Origin of the sequence: Streptomyces sp. NPDC059037 (assembly GCF_042740015.1) — a bacterium.
Taxonomy (GTDB): Bacteria; Actinomycetota; Actinomycetes; order Streptomycetales; family Streptomycetaceae; genus Streptomyces.
On the sequence record NZ_JBHYIG010000008.1, the window covers coordinates 55065 to 72286 of the forward strand.

The 17222-nt window shown below is 71.0% G+C and carries 21 protein-coding genes and 3 pseudogenes; 12 read left to right on the forward strand and 12 right to left on the reverse strand.

Going from position 1 to position 17222, the window contains the following annotated elements:
* Nucleotides 1-177 precede the first annotated feature (177 nt).
* From ACFWY6_RS03375 to ACFWY6_RS03385, 3 genes and pseudogenes are all read right to left on the reverse strand, one after another.
* The gene (locus ACFWY6_RS03375) at nt 178-591 is read right to left on the reverse strand and encodes a hypothetical protein (RefSeq protein WP_384685906.1); all 414 of its coding nucleotides are present in this window, start codon (nt 589-591) and stop codon (nt 178-180) included.
* Between the two features lie 11 nt (nt 592-602).
* Nucleotides 603-1181 carry a hypothetical protein gene (locus ACFWY6_RS03380; protein WP_384685908.1) on the reverse strand — a complete coding sequence of 193 codons (579 nt, stop codon included), beginning with the start codon at nt 1179-1181 and terminating at the stop codon, nt 603-605.
* 360 nt (nt 1182-1541) lie between these two features.
* Nucleotides 1542-2355 (reverse strand): annotated as a pseudogene (locus tag ACFWY6_RS03385) (IS5 family transposase); the annotation flags it as partial.
* Nucleotides 2356-2537: 182 nt separating this feature from the next.
* Here ACFWY6_RS03385 and ACFWY6_RS03390 point away from each other — a divergent pair.
* Together ACFWY6_RS03390 and ACFWY6_RS03395 are read left to right on the forward strand one after the other, a co-directional pair.
* The gene (locus ACFWY6_RS03390; RefSeq protein ID WP_384685910.1) at nt 2538-4298 is read left to right on the forward strand and encodes a coagulation factor 5/8 type domain-containing protein; all 1761 of its coding nucleotides are present in this window, start codon (nt 2538-2540) and stop codon (nt 4296-4298) included.
* A gap of 85 nt (nt 4299-4383) precedes the next feature.
* On the forward strand, nt 4384-5451 hold the full coding sequence (locus tag ACFWY6_RS03395; RefSeq protein WP_384685912.1) for a LuxR C-terminal-related transcriptional regulator: 1068 nt from the start codon (nt 4384-4386) through the stop codon (nt 5449-5451).
* 10 nt (nt 5452-5461) lie between these two features.
* On the opposite strand, the gene ACFWY6_RS03400 is transcribed toward ACFWY6_RS03395, so the two are convergent.
* The 3 genes and pseudogenes from ACFWY6_RS03400 to ACFWY6_RS03410 form a co-directional block, all read right to left on the reverse strand.
* On the reverse strand, nt 5462-7105 hold the full coding sequence (locus ACFWY6_RS03400; protein ID WP_384685948.1) for a class I tRNA ligase family protein: 1644 nt from the start codon (nt 7103-7105) through the stop codon (nt 5462-5464).
* 73 nt (nt 7106-7178) lie between these two features.
* On the reverse strand, nt 7179-7466 hold the full coding sequence (locus ACFWY6_RS03405) for a hypothetical protein (protein ID WP_384685914.1): 288 nt from the start codon (nt 7464-7466) through the stop codon (nt 7179-7181).
* Between the two features lie 164 nt (nt 7467-7630).
* A pseudogene (locus ACFWY6_RS03410) lies at nt 7631-7987 on the reverse strand (flavoprotein); the annotation flags it as partial.
* A gap of 166 nt (nt 7988-8153) precedes the next feature.
* Here ACFWY6_RS03410 and ACFWY6_RS03415 point away from each other — a divergent pair.
* The 3 genes from ACFWY6_RS03415 to ACFWY6_RS03425 all read left to right on the forward strand — a co-directional run bounded on the left by ACFWY6_RS03415 (nt 8154) and on the right by ACFWY6_RS03425 (nt 9555).
* Complete coding sequence (locus ACFWY6_RS03415; protein WP_384685916.1) at nt 8154-8510, forward strand: ArsR/SmtB family transcription factor; 357 nt, start codon at nt 8154-8156, stop codon at nt 8508-8510.
* A 38-nt stretch (nt 8511-8548) separates the two neighbouring features.
* Nucleotides 8549-9088 carry a DinB family protein gene (locus tag ACFWY6_RS03420; RefSeq protein ID WP_384685918.1) on the forward strand — a complete coding sequence of 180 codons (540 nt, stop codon included), beginning with the start codon at nt 8549-8551 and terminating at the stop codon, nt 9086-9088.
* A 206-nt stretch (nt 9089-9294) separates the two neighbouring features.
* Nucleotides 9295-9555, forward strand: coding sequence for a hypothetical protein (locus ACFWY6_RS03425; protein WP_384685920.1), 261 nt, complete (start codon nt 9295-9297; stop codon nt 9553-9555).
* A gap of 24 nt (nt 9556-9579) precedes the next feature.
* On the opposite strand, the gene arsM is transcribed toward ACFWY6_RS03425, so the two are convergent.
* Nucleotides 9580-10410, reverse strand: a complete 831-nt coding sequence (arsM, locus tag ACFWY6_RS03430; protein ID WP_384685922.1) for an arsenite methyltransferase — start codon at nt 10408-10410, stop codon at nt 9580-9582.
* 144 nt (nt 10411-10554) lie between these two features.
* The gene (locus ACFWY6_RS03435) at nt 10555-10707 is read right to left on the reverse strand and encodes a hypothetical protein (RefSeq protein WP_384685924.1); all 153 of its coding nucleotides are present in this window, start codon (nt 10705-10707) and stop codon (nt 10555-10557) included.
* A gap of 11 nt (nt 10708-10718) precedes the next feature.
* On the opposite strand from ACFWY6_RS03435, the pseudogene ACFWY6_RS03440 reads away from it, so the two are divergent.
* A pseudogene (locus ACFWY6_RS03440) lies at nt 10719-10936 on the forward strand (DUF305 domain-containing protein); the annotation flags it as partial.
* A 45-nt stretch (nt 10937-10981) separates the two neighbouring features.
* Here ACFWY6_RS03440 and ACFWY6_RS03445 read toward each other — a convergent pair.
* The 3 genes from ACFWY6_RS03445 to ACFWY6_RS03455 form a co-directional block, all read right to left on the reverse strand.
* Nucleotides 10982-11182 (reverse strand): hypothetical protein, encoded by a 201-nt coding sequence (locus tag ACFWY6_RS03445; protein ID WP_384685926.1) that lies wholly within the window; start codon nt 11180-11182, stop codon nt 10982-10984.
* A 5-nt stretch (nt 11183-11187) separates the two neighbouring features.
* Nucleotides 11188-11442, reverse strand: coding sequence for a hypothetical protein (locus ACFWY6_RS03450; RefSeq protein ID WP_384685928.1), 255 nt, complete (start codon nt 11440-11442; stop codon nt 11188-11190).
* 73 nt (nt 11443-11515) lie between these two features.
* The gene (locus ACFWY6_RS03455) at nt 11516-12040 is read right to left on the reverse strand and encodes a class I SAM-dependent methyltransferase (protein WP_384685930.1); all 525 of its coding nucleotides are present in this window, start codon (nt 12038-12040) and stop codon (nt 11516-11518) included.
* A gap of 9 nt (nt 12041-12049) precedes the next feature.
* Here ACFWY6_RS03455 and ACFWY6_RS03460 point away from each other — a divergent pair, with 9 nt between their 5' ends.
* From ACFWY6_RS03460 to ACFWY6_RS03475, 4 genes are all read left to right on the forward strand, one after another.
* Nucleotides 12050-12589 (forward strand): TetR/AcrR family transcriptional regulator, encoded by a 540-nt coding sequence (locus ACFWY6_RS03460; RefSeq protein WP_384685932.1) that lies wholly within the window; start codon nt 12050-12052, stop codon nt 12587-12589.
* 247 nt (nt 12590-12836) lie between these two features.
* On the forward strand, nt 12837-13829 hold the full coding sequence (dhaK, locus tag ACFWY6_RS03465; protein ID WP_384685934.1) for a dihydroxyacetone kinase subunit DhaK: 993 nt from the start codon (nt 12837-12839) through the stop codon (nt 13827-13829).
* Between the two features lie 78 nt (nt 13830-13907).
* The gene (dhaL, locus tag ACFWY6_RS03470; RefSeq protein ID WP_384685936.1) at nt 13908-14522 is read left to right on the forward strand and encodes a dihydroxyacetone kinase subunit DhaL; all 615 of its coding nucleotides are present in this window, start codon (nt 13908-13910) and stop codon (nt 14520-14522) included.
* The gene (locus ACFWY6_RS03475) at nt 14519-14929 is read left to right on the forward strand and encodes a PTS fructose transporter subunit IIA (protein WP_384685938.1); all 411 of its coding nucleotides are present in this window, start codon (nt 14519-14521) and stop codon (nt 14927-14929) included. Before dhaL ends, ACFWY6_RS03475 begins: the two co-directional genes overlap by 4 nt.
* 18 nt (nt 14930-14947) lie before the next feature.
* On the opposite strand, the gene ACFWY6_RS03480 is transcribed toward ACFWY6_RS03475, so the two are convergent.
* A complete protein-coding gene (locus ACFWY6_RS03480) occupies nt 14948-15700 on the reverse strand; it encodes a glycoside hydrolase family 75 protein (RefSeq protein WP_384685940.1) in 753 nt (250 codons plus the stop codon).
* A gap of 165 nt (nt 15701-15865) precedes the next feature.
* Here ACFWY6_RS03480 and ACFWY6_RS03485 point away from each other — a divergent pair, with 165 nt between their 5' ends.
* Complete coding sequence (locus ACFWY6_RS03485) at nt 15866-16564, forward strand: fibronectin type III domain-containing protein (RefSeq protein WP_384685942.1); 699 nt, start codon at nt 15866-15868, stop codon at nt 16562-16564.
* A gap of 169 nt (nt 16565-16733) precedes the next feature.
* On the forward strand, nt 16734-17222 hold a 489-nt coding region (locus tag ACFWY6_RS03490; protein ID WP_384685944.1), incomplete at its 3' end, for a hypothetical protein.

Sequence of the window (17222 nt, forward strand, 5' to 3'; positions counted from 1 at the left end):
CTGCCCGCGGCGGGGCGTGGGCGGGTCGCCCCCCCACGGGGCTGTGTCTTTTGCGTGGGGGGGGGGGGGGGGGGCCCCCCCGCGCGGCGGGCCCCCCCCCCCCCCTTGCGGGGATGCGGGCCCTGCACGGCGCTCCGACGAGTAGGGCGAAGCCTTGCTTCTCCGCGAAGTCCGGTTCTACCCGCACTCCTTGAGGTAGCGGTTGAAGGCGTGCTTCTTCGCCTTGTGCTCGATGTCCTTGGAGTACGCGTCCTGGTGCAGGACACCGACCGCGAGCCGGGTGTCGTCCTCCAGGTTCTTCGTGTTCCCGCACGCCGCCACGACGATCCAGTCCTCGTCGGTCCCCGCGCCCTTCCCGGTGCCGTATCGGGCCTTCGCCCCGGTCACCGGTTTTGACAGGTCGTACGACACCATCGTCGCAGGCCCCGCGAGGCGGGCCTGTGTCTGGGCGACGGACTGGCCGACGAGCGCGTCCAGCGGTACGGGCGCGGGCGGTTCGTCAGCCGAGCCGCAGCCCGTCAGTGCCATCGTTCCCGCGAGCAGCAGCGCGGCGGTCGCGCCGCGGGTCCGCGCTCTGTTCCGGTAGTTCACGGAACGCCCTCTCACTTGACCTTGCAACTCACCTTGGCGGCAGAGGGGTTGAAGGCGTACTTCCACCCGCTCGTCCCGGCGACGTAGTCGAGGGGCGTGGTGATGTGCTTCTCGATCTTGTACTTGTACCGGGTACCGATCGGGTACGCGACGAGCGACTTCCCCTTCTTCACCGGCGCGCTGCAGGTCACGGACACCGACTGCGTCTTGGACGAGCTGATGTTCAAGCTGCCCGCGACAGCCCCGCGGCTCAAGCCGAACCCTGCGTCGATCGTGCGCGTCGCCGACGCCGTCTTGTTGATCGTGCAGGTCATGCCCGCCGACTGTGCCGTGCAGCGGGCGATTTCGTTCTTCGTGTTCGTGTAGTTCTTGGTCGCCGTCTTCTTGATGACCTTGCTGTAGCGGCCGACCGCGCCCCTGGTCGCTACGTCCCCCTGCTGCGAGGGCTGCGTGGCCGTGACCGCGGACGGCCTGTCAGCGCCACGCTCGGGGCCGCTGTCACTCGCGTACGCGGTGGTCGCTCCTCCGGTGACGGCCAGGGCGAGCGCGCCCCCAACTCCGGCAATACGTATGGTCGATCGCAGACGCATGCAGATCCCCTGGTTCCCCCTATTGGTCATCATGGTCAGGCATGATCATAAATGCCGGACTGCCGACTCAGTCGGGCGGGGGTGATCTTGAGACGTTGGGGGACGGCCGCCCCGACCCGAAAGGGCTTCTCACCCCGAGCGCGGCCATCGTGGCGGCGGTGGCCATGCGACGCATTCAGGTTCTCCCTCCTTGCCGGGGCACGTCCCCGGCGGTAGCCGCACCCTGCCATCGCGGCGTTGACCGGGCTGGGGGGGGGATCGCCGTTGAACTTGGCGGGAACTGGCGACCGCAGCAGGCGTATGCCTCGGCACCAAGTAGTCACCCCCGGGCCAGGGAGGGGACACGGACGCCCGTACACGAAAGACGTAGCCGCGTTTGTCGTAGCGAGTGGTCACTGCTCTGGACTGCTTGAGCCGGTTGATCGCTCGTTCGACGGTGTTCCGCTTCTTGTACCGCTCTTCGTCGAAGCCGGGTGGCCGTCCGCCGCGGGAGCCTTTGCCCAGGCGGACGGTCTGGCTGTCGGTCTTCTCCGGGATCGTGTGCGGAATGCCGCGCTCGCGCAGGTGGCCGCGGCACGGACCGTTGCTGTACGCCTTGTCCGCGGCGAGGCCGGCGGGCTTCTTGCGGAGCCTGCCCGGACGATGCGCGGGACGCGGATCTTCTCCAGCACGGCTTTGAACTGGGTGCAGTCCGCCCGCTGTCCGGCGGTGACGATCAGGGACAGCGGGCGGCAGTGGCCGTCCGCGCTCAGCTGGAGCTTGGTGGTGAACCCGCCGCGCGAGCGGCCCAGGCCCTCACTTCCCGCACCACCTCCACCAGGCGGGCGACCAGGCTCTGCCAAGCGGACTCGCCCTGGTGTTCTGGGACTTCGGCCCCCTTTGAGACGGGTACGGGTGGCGGCTCAGTGCGGGCGCCGGCCGCCTGCTGATGCGCGCGAACGGTAGTGGAGTCCACCGCAACATCCCAGTCGATCCTTCCCGCGGCATCAGCTGCCGCCTGCACCTGCTGAAGGAGTTGCTCCCACGTTCCATCGGCCGACCACAGCCGGTGGCGTTCATAGACCGTCTTCCACGGCCCGAACCGCTCGGGCAGGTCACGCCATTGGCCCCCGGTCCGCACCCGGTGCAGAATCCCGTCGATCACTTGACCCGGGCCCGAGGCAGTCGCATGATCACCCGGACACGTCCTAGTCGACTTCCTTCACTGAAGTCGGCACGACATCACGCGCACCCCCTTGACGCACCCTGTCGCAGACACAACCATCCAACGCGAGAGAGCGCTCTCAGGCTTCTCTCCGTTCACGTTCCGAACACAGAACGGCACCGCAATCCCCCCACCAGCGAAGCGAGTTGCCCATGTCAGCGCACCTTCCTCTCTCCCGCCGCGGCGCCCTGGCCGCCGCCTTGGCCGTTCCGGCCACCGGATGGCTCGGCTCGCGCGTGGCCACCGCCGGCGAGTTGCCTGCCGCGTCCGCCGCCGATCCGGACTTCGGGCCGAACGTCATCGTCTTCGACCCGTCCACCGCCGGCATCCAGGCGAAACTGGACGAGGTGTTCAAGCGGCAGGAGTCGGCGCAGTTCGGCACCAACCGCTACGCGCTGCTTTTCAAGCCCGGCACCTACAGCGGGCTCAACGCCCAGATCGGCTTCTACACCTCGATCATGGGCCTTGGCCTCTCCCCCGACGACACCCACATCAACGGCGACGTCACCGTCGACGCGGGCTGGTTCAACGGCAACGCCACGCAGAACTTCTGGCGTTCGGCGGAGAACCTCTCCCTCGCCCCGGTCAGCGGCGCCAACCGCTGGGCGGTCTCCCAGGCCGCCCCGTTCCGCCGGATGCATGTGCGCGGCGACCTGAACCTGGCGCCCGACGGGTACGGCTGGGCCAGCGGCGGCTACATCGCCGACAGCCGCATCGACGGCACCGTCCAGCCCTACTCCCAGCAGCAGTGGTACACCCGTGACAGCTCGGTCGGCGGCTGGCTCAACGGCGTCTGGAACATGGTGTTCTCCGGCGTCGATGGCGCGCCCGCCAACACCTTCCCCAACCCGCCGTACACCACCCTGGACACCACCCCCCTCTCCCGGGAGAAGCCCTTCCTCCACCTCGTCGGCGGGGAGTACAAGGTCTTCCTGCCCGCCCTGCGCACCAACGCCCGGGGCACCAGCTGGGGCAGCGGCACCCCGCAGGGCGAATCCCTCTCCCTGTCCGCCTTCTACGTCGCCAAGGAGGGCGACACCGCCGCCACCCTCAACGCCGCGCTCGACCAGGGACTCCACCTGCTGCTCACCCCCGGCATCTACCACCTCGACCGGCCGATCGAGGTCAAGCGGGCCAACACCGTGGTCCTCGGCATCGGTTACGCCACGCTCGTCCCCGACCGCGGGGTGACCGCCGTGAAGACTGCCGACGTGGACGGGGTGCGGCTCGCGGGCTTCCTCGTCGACGCGGGAACGGCCAACTCCGAGACGCTGGTGGAGATAGGGCCGCAGGGCGCGAGCGCCGCCCACGCCGGCAACCCGACCACCGTCCAGGACGTGTTCGTCCGCATCGGCGGCGCGGGCGCGGGCAAGGCCACCACCAGCATGGTGATCAACAGCCGGCACACCGTCGTCGACCACACCTGGGTCTGGCGCGCCGACCACGGCGAGGGGGTCGGCTGGGAGACCAACCGGGCCGACTACGGCGTCGTCGTCAACGGCGACGACGTCCTGGCGACCGGCCTGTTCGTGGAGCACTTCAACAAGTACGACGTGCAGTGGAAGGGCGAACGCGGCCGCACGATCTTCTACCAGAACGAGAAGGCGTACGACGCCCCGAACCAGGCCGCCATCCAGAACGGCGACCTCCGCGGCTTCGCCGCCTACAAGGTCGCCGACTCCGTCACCGCCCACGAGGGCTGGGGCCTCGGCAGTTACTGCTACTACAACGTCGACCCGACCATCGTCCAGGAGCACGGCTTCGCCGCCCCGAACACACCGGGCGTGAAGTTCCACCACCTCCTGGTCGTCTCGCTCGGCGGCAAGGGCCAGTACGCCCACGTCATCAACGCCACCGGCGCGCCCACTTCGGGCAGTGACACCGTGCCGTCCACGGTGGTCTCGTTCCCCTGACCGCCGCTCGGGTCCCCCAACGCGTGATCTTGGTTCACGTAGGATCGCGCGCAGGGAAGGGGAACCGACAGCGAGGGGCGGTGCGGTGACAGTCGTCAGGGCCGTGGAGAGAACCGGTGCGCGCGCCGAGGATCTGGCGCTCGCCCTCTACGCGGAGTTGCGCAGGCGCGGCGCCTCCGACTTCGAGGAGGCCGTCGCCGAACTCGGGCTCGGCCCGGAGGAACGGGAGCGGTGCCGCCGCGAACTGCTCGACCTGGGCCTTGTCGTGCCGACCGGTGCCCAGCACGACAACCGGCTCGCCCTCGCCGCGGGCGAGCCGTCCGAGAGCGAGACGGACTCGGTCGCCGTGGTCAGCCCCGAGATGGCCCTGATCAAGCTCCTGGAGGGCGAGCGGGGGCGGCTGCGCGAGGACCTGCGCCGCGCCGAGCAGGTCAACGGCCGCCTGGAGTCCCTTGCCACCCGCTTTCTGCGCTCCGAGGTCCTCGCGCCGTCCGCCGAGGTCGAGGTCGAGGTGATCACCGACTACCGGCGCATCCAGCAGGCCCTTGAGGACATCACCGAGACGGTCGAGCACGAACTCGCCGCGCTGCAGCCGCTGCTCGACCAGGGCCGGGAGATCCCGGAGCGCGCCCTGTCGCGTGACCGCCGGCAGATCGCCAAGGGCGTGCGGGTGCGCTATGTCTTCAGCGCATCGGGGGCCAACACCCCGCAGGGCATGGAGCATCTGGCGCGCAAGGCCGCGGTCGGCGCCGAGCTGCGGATCGCCGCGGACATCCCGATGAACATGATCATCGCGGACCGGCGGTTCGCGCTGCTTCCGGTGGACCCGGAGCGGCACGCGGCCGGGGCGATTCTGGCCCGTGGCCCCGCCCTTGTGCGCTCGTACAGCGCGCTGTACGAGCACCTCTGGCGCACCGCGACACCGTACGGCGAACAGGGCGAGTGCGCCCGGGACAGCTCCGGGCTCACCGAGCAGCAGCGCGCCGCCCTGCGCATGCTGGCCACCGGCATGAAGGACGAGAAGATCGCCCGCGGCCTCGGCGTCTCGCTGCGCACCGTGAGCCGTATCCTCTCCGAACTCATGCAGGAGCTGGGGGCGTCCAGCCGCTTCGAGGCGGGCGTGCGGGCGATGCGCCTCGGCTGGCTGGACTGACCCCGGCCGTTCAGAACCCGAAGACCGGGGCCGACGGTGGACCGACCTGCGTCCCGGGCCGCGGCACGGCGAGCGCGCCGAGGGTGACGGGTCCGCCCGCCGTGACCCCGAGGGCGGCCGCGAGCCGCCGCGCACCTTCCGGCATGATCGGGTGGGCCCATGCCGTGAGCGCCGCCGCCAAGCTCAACTGGCCTGCCAGCTGCGGGAGTTCCTCCCTGGGCAGTGCCTGCGTCATGCGGACCGTCACGTCGAGCAGCCGTACGGCGCGGCGCGGGTCGAAGGTGTCCGCGCCCCCGTCTCCGTACGCCGCACGCAACAGCCGTACCGTGTGCGCGAGTCGGCGGCGGTGCTCGGGCCAGCCGGGGCCGCCCGGCGCTTCCAGCGGCACCCGTCCTCCACTCAACTCCCGTACGGATACGAAGAGTTCGTCGAGCCAGCGGTTCCACGTCCCGTGGAGCACCGCGAGCGCCCGTGCGGGACCTTCGCCGTGCACAGCGTGGCGGCGTACGGCGTCCGAGCCGAACTCGTTCAGGACGTCGAGCGCCCAGGTGCGGTCCGCGCCGGGTCCGTGGGCCGCGCTCAGGCGGAAGCGCGGCCGCGGGTGGACCTCCGGCGGGACTCGGCAGGCGAGCAGGAGCGCGGGCAGCACGACCGCGTGGTCGACGGCGTCGCGCAGGCCGCCGAAGTACAGCGTCTCGCCCGGAGCCGGACGGCCGATGCCCGGGCCCCTGCCGTACGGCTCAAGGCCCCTGCCGTACAGCTCGAGTGCGGCCGCCTCAAACCGGCCGTCGACGCGCTGATCCTCGTGACCGGCCACCGGCACGGGCACCCCCCACTCCCCCGGCTGCCCCACCGGCAGCTCAGGCAGCCGGTCCGCCAGGAGCGCCGCGAAGAGACCGGCGAGCCGCTCCGGTGCGTCGAGCGCCGCCCAGTACGCGGCGAGCGGATCCCGGAAGCGCTCCAGGGGAAGGAACAGCCGACGGCACGGGCGCGGTGCGGCGGGCGTGGAGCACAACGCGCAGACGGGGCGGGCCAGTTCGGCACCGTCGTACGGCACGGCACAAGCGTGGCAGCCCGTACCGTCGGCGGACGCGCCGCAGTGCGGGCAGCCACCGGTCACATGCGCGCCGTGCAGCCATCGCGCGCACGGGGCGCAGTACGGCAAGGGGCCCTCCCGCGTGCTGAGCATGCCCTCGGAGTGCAGCCGTGCCACGAGGGTGCCGAGCCAGCGGCCGTATCCCCGGTCGCGGCGGGCCCGCACGACCCGGTCGAAGGTGATGCCCGCCCGCTGCCAGTCCGCGTCGACGGCGGCCCGGAACCCGGCGGCCACCTCGGCGGCGCTCCGGCCGCGGCGCAGCGCCCGTGCCTCCACGGCGGTGGCATGGTCGGCGATGGCGCCGGTGAACAGGACGTGCCGCCCGTCGGCACGCAGGAACCGGGCCAGCACATCGGCGGCCACGTACGGCCCTGACAGCTGCCCGACCCGCAGCTCACCGGCGGGCTCCAGCGGGGCCGTGGTGATCCGGAACGGCGTGGGGCCGGCGGACGCGCCGCCGTCCCCACGGGCGTTCGGCGCTCGCTGCGGGCGCGGCCGCGGGGTCGGGCGGCGGGCGGGCGTCCTGGTGATCCGGTCCACGGGTCTGCTCAGCGACATGCTCACGGAGGTGTCTCCTTCAGGGGATCCACGCGTTCAGGGAATGCACGCACCGCCCCACGGCGGCGCCACCTCAGAGTGGCCCGGCGGCCGTGCCCCGATCCACGGACGGAGCCTGCGCGTTCACGCCGTGACGTGCATGCGCCATGGCACGGCCACGCCATGACGCGAACGCGCCAGCGGCCGCGCACGGCCGGGGCCCCGGGTCGGGCGGGACGGCGGGGTCGGTGGCGACGACGTGCACGATCGTCCCCGGCTCTGCGCCGCCGATCTCCTTGCGCAGGCGGAGCAGCAGGGTGACGCACAGCAGGCCGGTGCCGTCCACGACGATTCCTGCGCCGGGTCCGGGCCGGGTGCTCATCGCGACAGGGTCTGAGTGACCCGCCACAGGCGGCGGGGAAGCTCGCCCTCCTCGAAGGCATGGACCTCGTCCAGGCTCCAGCCCTCTGCGAGGGCGTCGACGAGGGCGCGGTCGAAGAAGTGGCCGGCGAAACCGCCGTGTTCATAGATGTCACCGCTGTGCGCGGCGGAGGCCCCGGAGCCGATGACGGCGGTGCGCCTGCCCGCGTAACGGGCGCGTACGGCCGGGTCGTTGAGGTCGGGTACGCGGTACGAGATGCGCGCGGCCGCAGCACGCTCGCCAAGGGCGGGCAGGCCGTCGCCGCCGATCGGGCCGGGCGTCGACCAGGTGCCGGAAGCGTCGAGGACGGCGCGGGCAATGATCCGCTGCTCACCACCGTCGGCGTCCCGAATGTGGACGGTGAAAGGCTGCCGGTCACGGTCGGCATCTACCACACGGTCGCCGCCCTGGCGGGACACCCCGGTGACCGTCGCGCCGAAGCGGACCTTGTCCCCCAGGACATCGGCCAGCGGCTGGAGGTACGGTCCTTCGCGTCCAACACGTTGCGCGGCGTGAGCGGGGACGCCGACTACGTCATTCCCCCCACTCGCGGCATACGTCCGCAAGGCCCCAGCCGCGGCAGGACTCCGAGAGGGAACCGGAGGAACACCCCCTGCCCTTTAATTCGATGTGTGTCAACATAGACGTATGTCGAACGTGAAGGCGTTGCCGCTGCTCGAGCCGGCCGTCGAGCCCTGCTGCCCGCCCCTGACCGAGCGCCCTCTCACCGCCGACGAGGCGGTGCGGACGGCCGCGATGTTCAAGGCGCTCGGCGATCCGGTACGGCTGCGGCTGTTCTCGCTGGTCGCCTCGCACGAGGGCGGTGAGGCGTGCGTGTGTGACATCTCCGATGTCGGCGTCTCCCAGCCGACCGTCTCCCATCACCTGAAGAAGCTCAAGGAGGCGGGTCTGCTCGCCTCCGAGCGGCGCGGCACCTGGGTCTACTACCGGGTCGAGCCGTCGGTGGTCGCCGCGATGGGGCAGATGCTCGGCACCATGGGCTGAGCCGACTGGACGGGCAACTCGGAGAGCCGGTGAGCCCGATGGGCAAGTCGTCACTGGACCGTCAGGCGATCCACGAGGAGCTGGAGCGGTCCCGCACGACGTTCCACCGGCTCCTCGATGACGCCGACGAGGCCGACTCGCGCCGACCCACGGAGGGCACCCGGTGGACCAACGAGCAACTGCTGTTCCACATGCTGTTCGGCTACATCCTGATCAGGCCGCTGCTGATCCTGTTGCGGATCTTCGGACGACTGCCGCGCGGCGTCGGTCGGGTCTTCGCCCGACTCCTCAACGCCGGGACCAAGCCCTTCGACGTCGTGAATCACCTGGGCCCGGTTGGCGGTGCGAGGGTCTTGGGACGCCACCGCATGGGCACCGCGTTCGACCACGTCATCGCCTTCCTGCACCACCGGCTCGACGCCGAGCGGGAGGCCGACCTCGCGCTCGCCATGCCCTATCCCACGCGCTGGGATCCGTTCTTCCGTGACGTCATGACCGTCGCGGACCTCTACCGCTATCCGACCCAGCACTTCGAGTTCCATCGCGCACAGCTCACCCTGGACGACGGAGACCGCTGACCGGTGAAGGCTCAACGCTGCGGCTACCGGGTGGAGCCCGCCCTGGCCCGCCTCCAACCCATTTCCCTTACTGGGCACCGCGGTTGACGCTCTACCCATCACGATGCATACGCACGGGCAGTTCACACTCCTGCGGGGAGCCATCGACAACAGCGCCCGCGCGGTGTGGATGCTCGGCCCGACGACACGCCTGACCCGCGTACATCGTGCGCGAGGCGGGCGCCCTGACGGCCAGGGGCGCCGACCAGGCCGAGGTCATCTGGAGCGGCTGCAGCGCGCTCGCGCACGGCGACACCTACGGGACGCTCGGCTCCCTCGAGCACACGGTCGTGGAGAAGCAGGGACAGCTGCCGCTCGTGCGATTCACCGGCTCGACCCAGTTCCTCCGCCAGGCGACGGGCCGCTCGGTCGCGATGATGCAGCGCGGGTTCACCCTCTTCCAGGAACGGGCTGCCTGCCACTACTGACAGCTGCAGCACACCATCAATGGACTACCCACAGCACGGTGCGCTGTCCCCGCAACACGCCCCGGACCCGGCAGCGGCCGCAGCTTGCGGCAGCCCACCCGAGGCCGTGGTCGGCTTCACGGCGCGCACGATGGCGGAGTGCATGCCGTCGGCGACCTGATGCGTCGACGTGATGCCGATCTCCGTGAAGCCCGCGGCCTCCAGGCCCGCCCTGTATTCGGCGACGGACAGCGCCCCGGCGATACAGCCGACGTAGTCACCGCGCTCGGCGCGCTGCTCAGCGGTGAGGTGATCCTCGGCCACGACGTCGGAGACACCGATCCGTCCACCAGGAACGAGCACTCGGAACATCTCGGCGAACACGGCGGGTTTGTCGACCGACAGGTTGATCACGCAGTTGGAGATGACCACGTCGATGGAGTTCGCGGGCAGCGGGACGGACTCGATGGCACCCTTGAGGAACTCGACATTGGTGGCACCCGCCTTCTTCGCATTGGCCAGCGCCAGAGCGAGCATCTCCTCGGTCATGTCGAGGCCGTACGCCTTGCCCGACGCTCCGACCCGGCGTGCGGACAGCAGCACGTCGATGCCGCCGCCCGAACCCAGATCGAGTACACGCTCGCCCTCGCGCAGCTCTGCCACGGCAAGGGGGTTGCCGCACCCAAGCGATGCGGCAACCGCCTCGGCGGGCAGCGTGCCGCGCTCTTCGACCGCGTACAGGCCCGCTCCGAAACTCTCGTCGATCTCGATGCCTTCCGAGCCGCAACAAGCGGTTCCACCCTCGGCGACCTGCAGCGCCGCCGCAGCGTAGTTGGCACGAACCTGCTCACGAAGGTCACCAGTCTGCTCAGCCACGACCCACCTCCACTACATCGACGTTTACGAATACAAGACTCCTCCCTGATTCGACAGCAGTCAACATAGAGGCCTGTCTAATCAACAGGGTCGCTTCCGTCACCTCCCTCAGCAGATCCATGAAATGACCTCAGCGATGACGCTCTACCGCTCCCTCTCCCTCGCCCGATCCTCGCGCCAGTGCATTACGTGCGTCGCGGCGAACAGGACGAAGGCGAGAGCACCGACGGCCAGCAGGATCACCATCTGCGTGGAGGCAAGGAAGGAGAGCAGACCGTCGTCGCCGGTGCTGAACATGCGGAAGCACTCTGATGCCGGGGATGGCGTCCGGCACCGAACTGGACCAGCTGCGCGAGCTCAAGGGGAAGAAGGCGGAGATCTTCTACCTGCAGCTGATGATCGACCATCACATGGGCGGTGTGGGCATGGAGCAGCGGCTGGCCCAGGGCATGGTCGATGCCAGAAGTCGGAGATGGGGCTGATGACGCGCATGCTCAAGGAACGCGGAGCCTCGCCCCGCAAGTAGGGACACGCGTAGAGACACCCACGGCAGGCTTCCCCCCGTATCGACTCAACCGTCGTCGCAGCACGCGTCCTTGTCGCTGCCCACCAGCGGCAGGGACACGCGCTGCCGACCGGCCGACCGAGGAACGGCCTCCGTCAGGGACAGCGGGACGCGGACCACCGGCGCGGCGGACGTGCAGGCGTCGCAGCAGCCCTCGTCCACCGGCTCGGGCAGAATCCCGGAGGTCTCCTGCGCGGCGGTGGCCACCGCCGTCACCCCCGGCAACGGCGTCGCCCGAGCGGCACGGATAGCGTGGCTATGACCACGACCTCGGCCAGTTCGTGGACGAACACGACCATGGCCAGGCCGAGAACGCCGAACGCGGCCGGCGGGACGAGCACCGCGATGATGACCAGCGACATGACGATGTTCTGGACCATCAGCGAGCGGGCACGGCGGGCGTGCCGGAGCAGCTGCGGAAGGTGCCGCAGGTCCTCCCCCATCAGCGCCGCGTCGGCCGCTTCCACGGCTACGGCTGAACGAGATATCGGCTGGGGCGTTCGGTCGCGACGTGAGCTTGCGCGATGGGCATGATGTGCCTCAGATCCTGGTGAGGCCGACCAGCCAGGCACGGATGCCCTGCGGGTCGGTGGTGATGTCGATCGTGCTGGGCTCGATGGAGTCGACCTGCCAGCCGCCGGCGAAGGCGTCTTCGACCTCGTTCCGCGCGACCTTGTGCACGGCTCCCAGGCCGTCGACGTACGAGGCTCGATCGACCTCGTCGAAGCCGTGGAAGAGCCCGCAGTCGAGCACTGTGTCGAAGGACTCGCGCAGTTCAGCGAGCCGCCGGGCGTCATGGCGGAGGAATCGCACCGTGCGGTTTCGGTCGCGGGCCTTCTCCTCGGCGGCGAGCAAGGCGTTGGGGGCGAGGTCGACACCGGTGACGTCCAGACCGAGGCCGGAGGCCAGCAGCACATGCTCGCCGGTTCCGCAGCCGACGTCGAGGACCCGGCCCTTGATGGCTCCCGTCTCGGCGAGGGCGAGGAATGCCGGTTGAGGGCGACCGATGTCCCACGGCGGCGGGTCGGCGTACAAGTCATCAGGGCTCGTCGCGCCCCTGAGCATCGCCGCGCCGTGCGCGACGCGCCCCTGGACACCACTGCCCGGCTGGTGGCCGAGCACGGATTGACGTCGGTGACGATGTCGCGCATCGCCAAAGACACCGGCATCGGCCGCGCAACGCTCTACAAGTACTTCCCGGACGTCGAATCGATCCTGGCGGCCTGGCACGAACGCCTCGTCTCCGGCCACCTCGAACATCTCACCGAGGTCCGCGACCGAGCCGCCGATCCGGGCAAGCGACTCGAAGCGGTGCTCGAGACGTATGCGCTCATGACCCATGCGCGCCCCCACGGCACCGAACTCGCGGCGCTCGTGCACCGGGGCGAGCACCTCGACCGCGCACACAAGCACCTGAGCGAGCTCGTCCGCGACCTGCTGACCGAGGCCGCGCGGTCCGGCGACGTGCGGGACGATGTCGCACCCGAGGAGCTCGCGGGCTACTGCCTGCACGCCCTGGCGGCGGCCGGTGGCTTGCCGTCCAAGGCCGCGGTCCGCCGACTCGTCGCGGTCACCCTGACGGGGTTGCGTCCATCACCCGACGAAGAAGCCTGAGCGGCTCCGCCACGCTCTCCCCCACTCAGACTTCTTGAACGTGCGCGAGGCGCGGCGCCCTGGGTTCACCAGGCAGGGCAGCTGCCCCTACGCGGCGACCCCACCGCCCCTCAGGCAACCGCGGAGAGCGGACAGCACCAGGGCCGAACAGTTCGACCACAGCCCGCGCCGCTGGACGCCGTTCCCTCGATAATGACCTCAGGTTTGCAAAGCTCAGCAACGCCCAGCCGACCACCAGGAGGCACCCATGAAGATGCTGATCAACGTTGCGGAGACAGTCGTCGCGGACGCGTTGCGGGGGATGGCCGCCGCGCATCCGGAGCTGACCGTCGACGTGGAGCATCGCGTCATCGTGCGCAGGGACGCTCCCGTCGCCGGGAAGGTCGCCCTCGTCTCCGGCGGGGGATCCGGGCACGAGCCGCTGCACGGCGGGTTCGTGGGTCCTGGCATGCTGTCGGCCGCGTGTCCCGGTGAGGTGTTCACCTCGCCCGTGCCGGACCAGATGGTGCGGGCGGCGGCCGCCGTGGACAGCGGGGCGGGCGTGCTGTTCATCGTGAAGAACTACACGGGAGACGTCCTCAACTTCGACATGGCGGCCGAGCTCGCCGAGGACGAGGGCATCCAGGTCGCCAAGGTGCTCGTCAATGACGACGTCGCCGTCACCGACAGCCTGTACACGGCGGGGCGGCGCGGTACCGGCGCGACGCTGTACGTGGAGAAGATCGCCGGTGCCGCGGCCGACGAGGGAATGCCCCTGGAGCGGGTCGAGGCGATCGCCCGTCAGGTCAATGAGAACTCCCGGAGCTTCGGGGTCGCCTTGAGTGCTTGTGCCACGCCCGCCAAGGGGAGTCCCACCTTCGATCTGCCGCCCGGCGAGCTGGAGTTGGGGGTCGGGATCCATGGTGAGCCGGGGCGTGAGCGGCGCCCGATGATGACCTCGCGCGAGATCGCGGACTTCTCCGTGGACGCCGTGCTGGAGGATCTGCGCCCGCGCAATCCCGTGCTCGTGCTCGTGAACGGGATGGGTGCCACACCCCTCCTCGAGTTGTACGGGTTCAACACCGAGGTGCAGCGGGTCCTTGCCGAGCGGGATGTCGTCGTGGCACACACCCTGGTCGGCAACTACGTGACCTCGCTGGACATGGCCGGGGCGTCCGTGACCCTGTGTCAGGTCGACGAGGAGCTGCTGCGGCTGTGGAACGCGCCGGTGCGCACCCCCGGGCTGCGCTGGGGTGCCTGACCCCAGTGACCGGCTCGTACACCTCGCAGTCCACTCGTACGTCTCGTAGTCAATCGCCCTACCGCGCAAGGAGATTCCGTGCTCGACGCCGCATTCTTCCGCCGCTGGCTGACCTCGGCCGCCGCTCTCGTCGACCGGGAGGCGGAGCGGCTCACCGAGCTCGACTCGCCGATCGGTGACGCCGACCACGGCAGCAACATGCAGCGGGGGTTCGCCTCCGTGCTGACCGCCCTGGAGAAGGAGGAGCCCGCCACGCCGGGGGCCGTCCTGATGCTGGCCGGGCGGACGCTGATCTCGACCGTGGGCGGCGCGTCGGGGCCGCTGTACGGCACGCTGCTTCGGCGTACCGGCAAGGCGCTCGGCGACGCCGCCGAGGTCAGCGAGCAGCAGTTCGCCGACGCGTTCCGTACGGGTGTCGACGCCGTCGGCGCGCTCGGCGGCGCGGCGCCCGGCGACAAGACGATGCTGGACGCCCTGGTCCCGGCGGTCGACGCGCTCGGGGAGTCCTTCGCGGCGGCGCGGGCCGCCGCGAACGAGGGCGCGCTCGCCACCACGCCGCTGCAGGCGCGCAAGGGCCGGGCGAGCTATCTGGGCGAGCGCAGCATCGGGCATCAGGATCCCGGCGCGACGTCGTCGGCGCTGCTCTTCGACGCGCTCGCCGAGGCCGCCGGCGGCGAGGGGGCCGCGCGATGAGTGACGACAAGCTGGTCGGCATCGTCCTCGTCTCGCACAGCGGGCCCGTCGCCGACGCGGTCGCCGCGCTGGCCGCCGGGCTCGCGGGCGGCGGCACGACCGCCCCCGTCGCGGGTGCGGGCGGCACCGACGACGGCGGCCTCGGCACCAGCGCCGAGCTGATCTCCGCGGCCGCCGCGCGGGTCGACCGCGGCGCGGGCGTCGCGATCCTCACCGACCTGGGCAGTGCGGTCCTCACCGTGAAGGCGCTGCTCGCGGAGGGCGATGAACTCCCGGACGGCGCCCGCCTGGTGGACGCCCCGTTCGTGGAGGGCGCGGTCGCGGCCGTGGTGACCGCGTCGGCGGGCGCCGACATCGCCGCCGTGGAGGCGGCGGCAGCGGAGGCGTACGCGTATCGGAAGGTGTGAGCCGCTGCTCTCGCCGCCTCAGTTCTGACGGAGGAACTGCCGGGCCAGCGCGTCGCCACGGGAGACCGCGGCCCGGTGGTTCTCGATGGGGGAGGCGCCGCGCCCCTTGAAGACGATGTAGGTGACGTCGCCGCTCGCGCCGCCGGACTTGGGGTCGGCCCGGATGCCGAGCGCCCTGGCCGCCGCGTAGGACGCCTCGCCGATCAGATCGGTGGGGCCGGTGTCGCCGACCACCGCGTACAGGACCTTGTCCCGGTGGATCACGGCGGCGACGGAGCCGCCGTCGATGCCGTGCGCCGCGTGGTTCCAGCGGCGGCTCGCGCCCGGCACGACGACGTACGGGAGGTGTTCGGCGTCCAGCTGACGGCCGTCGGACTGCTGGAAGGCGGTGGCGTGGATGAAGAGGGGGTCGCTGCGGCGGTTGCAGACCTTGCCGGGCCGTCCGTCGCAGTCGATGTCCATGTCGGCCTTCCAGAACACGGCATCGCGTTTGCCGCAGACGGGGATGTCCGCCGGGGCGCCGTCGTCGCTGCGGTACTTGCCGCGGGAGATCTGCCGGCACGAACCGGCCTTGGCGAGCAGGGCGGCGGCGCTCGCGGAGCCTTCGCGTGCCAGGCTCTCGCGCGGCGCGTCCCCTCCCGGTGAACTCTCCCTGACATGCGGTGGCTTGGGGTTCGGCTCGCCCTGTTCCTGCGCCGTCGCGGGCAGTGAAGCGGGGGACAGCAGAGTGGCTCCGGCGGCGACGGCGAGCGCCGCCGTTCTGGTACGCACGAGAAAGGACCTTCCCTGAGGGGACGCGGAAGTCCCAATCTGTCCCGGCTCGTACGTCCCGGCCACCGCTCAGGGTCCGGACGGTGCACGCGGGCCTCTTGATGTGCCCCCGCCAACTGTGTCCAATAGGTCCGGACCAATGCCGTCCCAGTGGAAGGCACACCCATGCGACGGACCCCCCACCTGACCGCACTCATCGCCGTCATCGCCGCCTGCGCCCTCAGCTCCTGCGCCTGGCAGGACGACCCGAGCGAGTCGAAGGACGCGGCGCCCCCTGCCGCCCCGCGCGGCGTCACCGTCCAGTCGGGCAGCGCCACCACCGCCCACGTCATGTGGAACCGGGCCACGGACGACACCGGGGTCACCGGCTACGACGTGTACCGCGGCGCCACCCGGGTCGAGCGCGTGCCGGGCGGCACGCACATGGTGGACGTCACGGGCCTGAGGCCGTCCACCACGTACACCTTCACCGTCCGGGCGCGCGACGCGGCCGACAACTTCTCGCCCGCGAGCCGGGCCGTGCGCCTCACCACCGCGCCCGGCCGGGACGACGGGCGGGGCACGGCGCCGACGGACTTCCGCGCGACGACGCACCGCGCGGGCGGGGCGTACTACATCGATCTGTCGTGGACGCCGCCCCGCACCGGCGGCGCCGTGTCGGAGTATCAGATCCACCTGGACGGCAAGGCCGCCACCTCGCTGGTCTTCGGCGGCACGGCTCCCCGGACCGAGGCCACGCACAGCTTCTACGTGGGAAAGGAGCCCGGCGAGCGCCATCGCGTGAAGCTCAGGGCCAGGCTTCCCGACGGGACATGGGGCGGCTGCTCCGCCGAGCGGACGGTCACCACCGGCCGGCCGTCGTGACGTCGGGTCGGCTGTCGGCCGTACGAAGGATTCCGTCACCTGCCCGGTGGCCGTCCGCATGCGGTCCCGGCCGATGGCACGTTGGCTCGTCCGCAGGTAGCACGGGCGCTTCCCTACCTCCGGCGGCGCATGGGACGTACCGCCTCCCGTGCCACCGGAGGGCAGACACATGCGTTCTACTCAGATATCCGTCCGCTCCGGACTGACCATCGCCGCCGCAGCCGCAGCTCTTCCGCTGGCACTGGCCGCTCCGGCGGCGGCGGGTCCGGGGCTCACCGTGACCGCCACCGGCTCGACGGTCCGGGCCACCACGACAGACTGCGCCAGCGGCATCGCCTCGCTGATGAGCCCCTCCGCGGCCAGCTTCGCCGCGGGGCGGCAGACGTCGCTGATCAACGGCAGCGCTTCCTGGACGAACGTCACCACCGGCACCCATTCCGTGATGGTGCGGTGCGACGACGGGTCGACGGTCGGTCCCTCGACGGTCAGGGTCGGCTCCACCCCGACCATCTCGTCGACGGCGACGGCGACGGCGCCCGCGCTCGGCGTCCGAGGCGGCGTCGGCGGTGGCAGCAAGGACTACAGCACGCTGACCCTCGTCGGGGGCGGGGCCCTGGTGGCCGCGGCCGCGGTCGGGGGGGGGGGGGGGGGGCCGGGG

Bases quoted from the DNA above. Each gene is read 5' to 3' on its own strand.
- ACFWY6_RS03420 (WP_384685918.1), top strand. From the start codon at position 8,549: ATGGGCAAGTCGTCACTGGACCGTCAGGCGATCCACGAGGAGCTGGAG.
- ACFWY6_RS03400 (WP_384685948.1), bottom strand. From the start codon at position 7,105: ATGTCGCTGAGCAGACCCGTGGACCGGATCACCAGGACGCCCGCCCGC.
- ACFWY6_RS03380 (WP_384685908.1), bottom strand. From the start codon at position 1,181: ATGCGTCTGCGATCGACCATACGTATTGCCGGAGTTGGGGGCGCGCTC.
- ACFWY6_RS03390 (WP_384685910.1), top strand. From the start codon at position 2,538: ATGTCAGCGCACCTTCCTCTCTCCCGCCGCGGCGCCCTGGCCGCCGCC.
- ACFWY6_RS03455 (WP_384685930.1), bottom strand. From the start codon at position 12,040: ATGCTCAGGGGCGCGACGAGCCCTGATGACTTGTACGCCGACCCGCCG.
- ACFWY6_RS03475 (WP_384685938.1), top strand. From the start codon at position 14,519: ATGAGTGACGACAAGCTGGTCGGCATCGTCCTCGTCTCGCACAGCGGG.
- ACFWY6_RS03415 (WP_384685916.1), top strand. From the start codon at position 8,154: ATGTCGAACGTGAAGGCGTTGCCGCTGCTCGAGCCGGCCGTCGAGCCC.
- ACFWY6_RS03435 (WP_384685924.1), bottom strand. From the start codon at position 10,707: ATGTTCAGCACCGGCGACGACGGTCTGCTCTCCTTCCTTGCCTCCACG.
- ACFWY6_RS03405 (WP_384685914.1), bottom strand. From the start codon at position 7,466: ATGAGCACCCGGCCCGGACCCGGCGCAGGAATCGTCGTGGACGGCACC.
- dhaK (WP_384685934.1), top strand. From the start codon at position 12,837: ATGAAGATGCTGATCAACGTTGCGGAGACAGTCGTCGCGGACGCGTTG.
- ACFWY6_RS03485 (WP_384685942.1), top strand. From the start codon at position 15,866: ATGCGACGGACCCCCCACCTGACCGCACTCATCGCCGTCATCGCCGCC.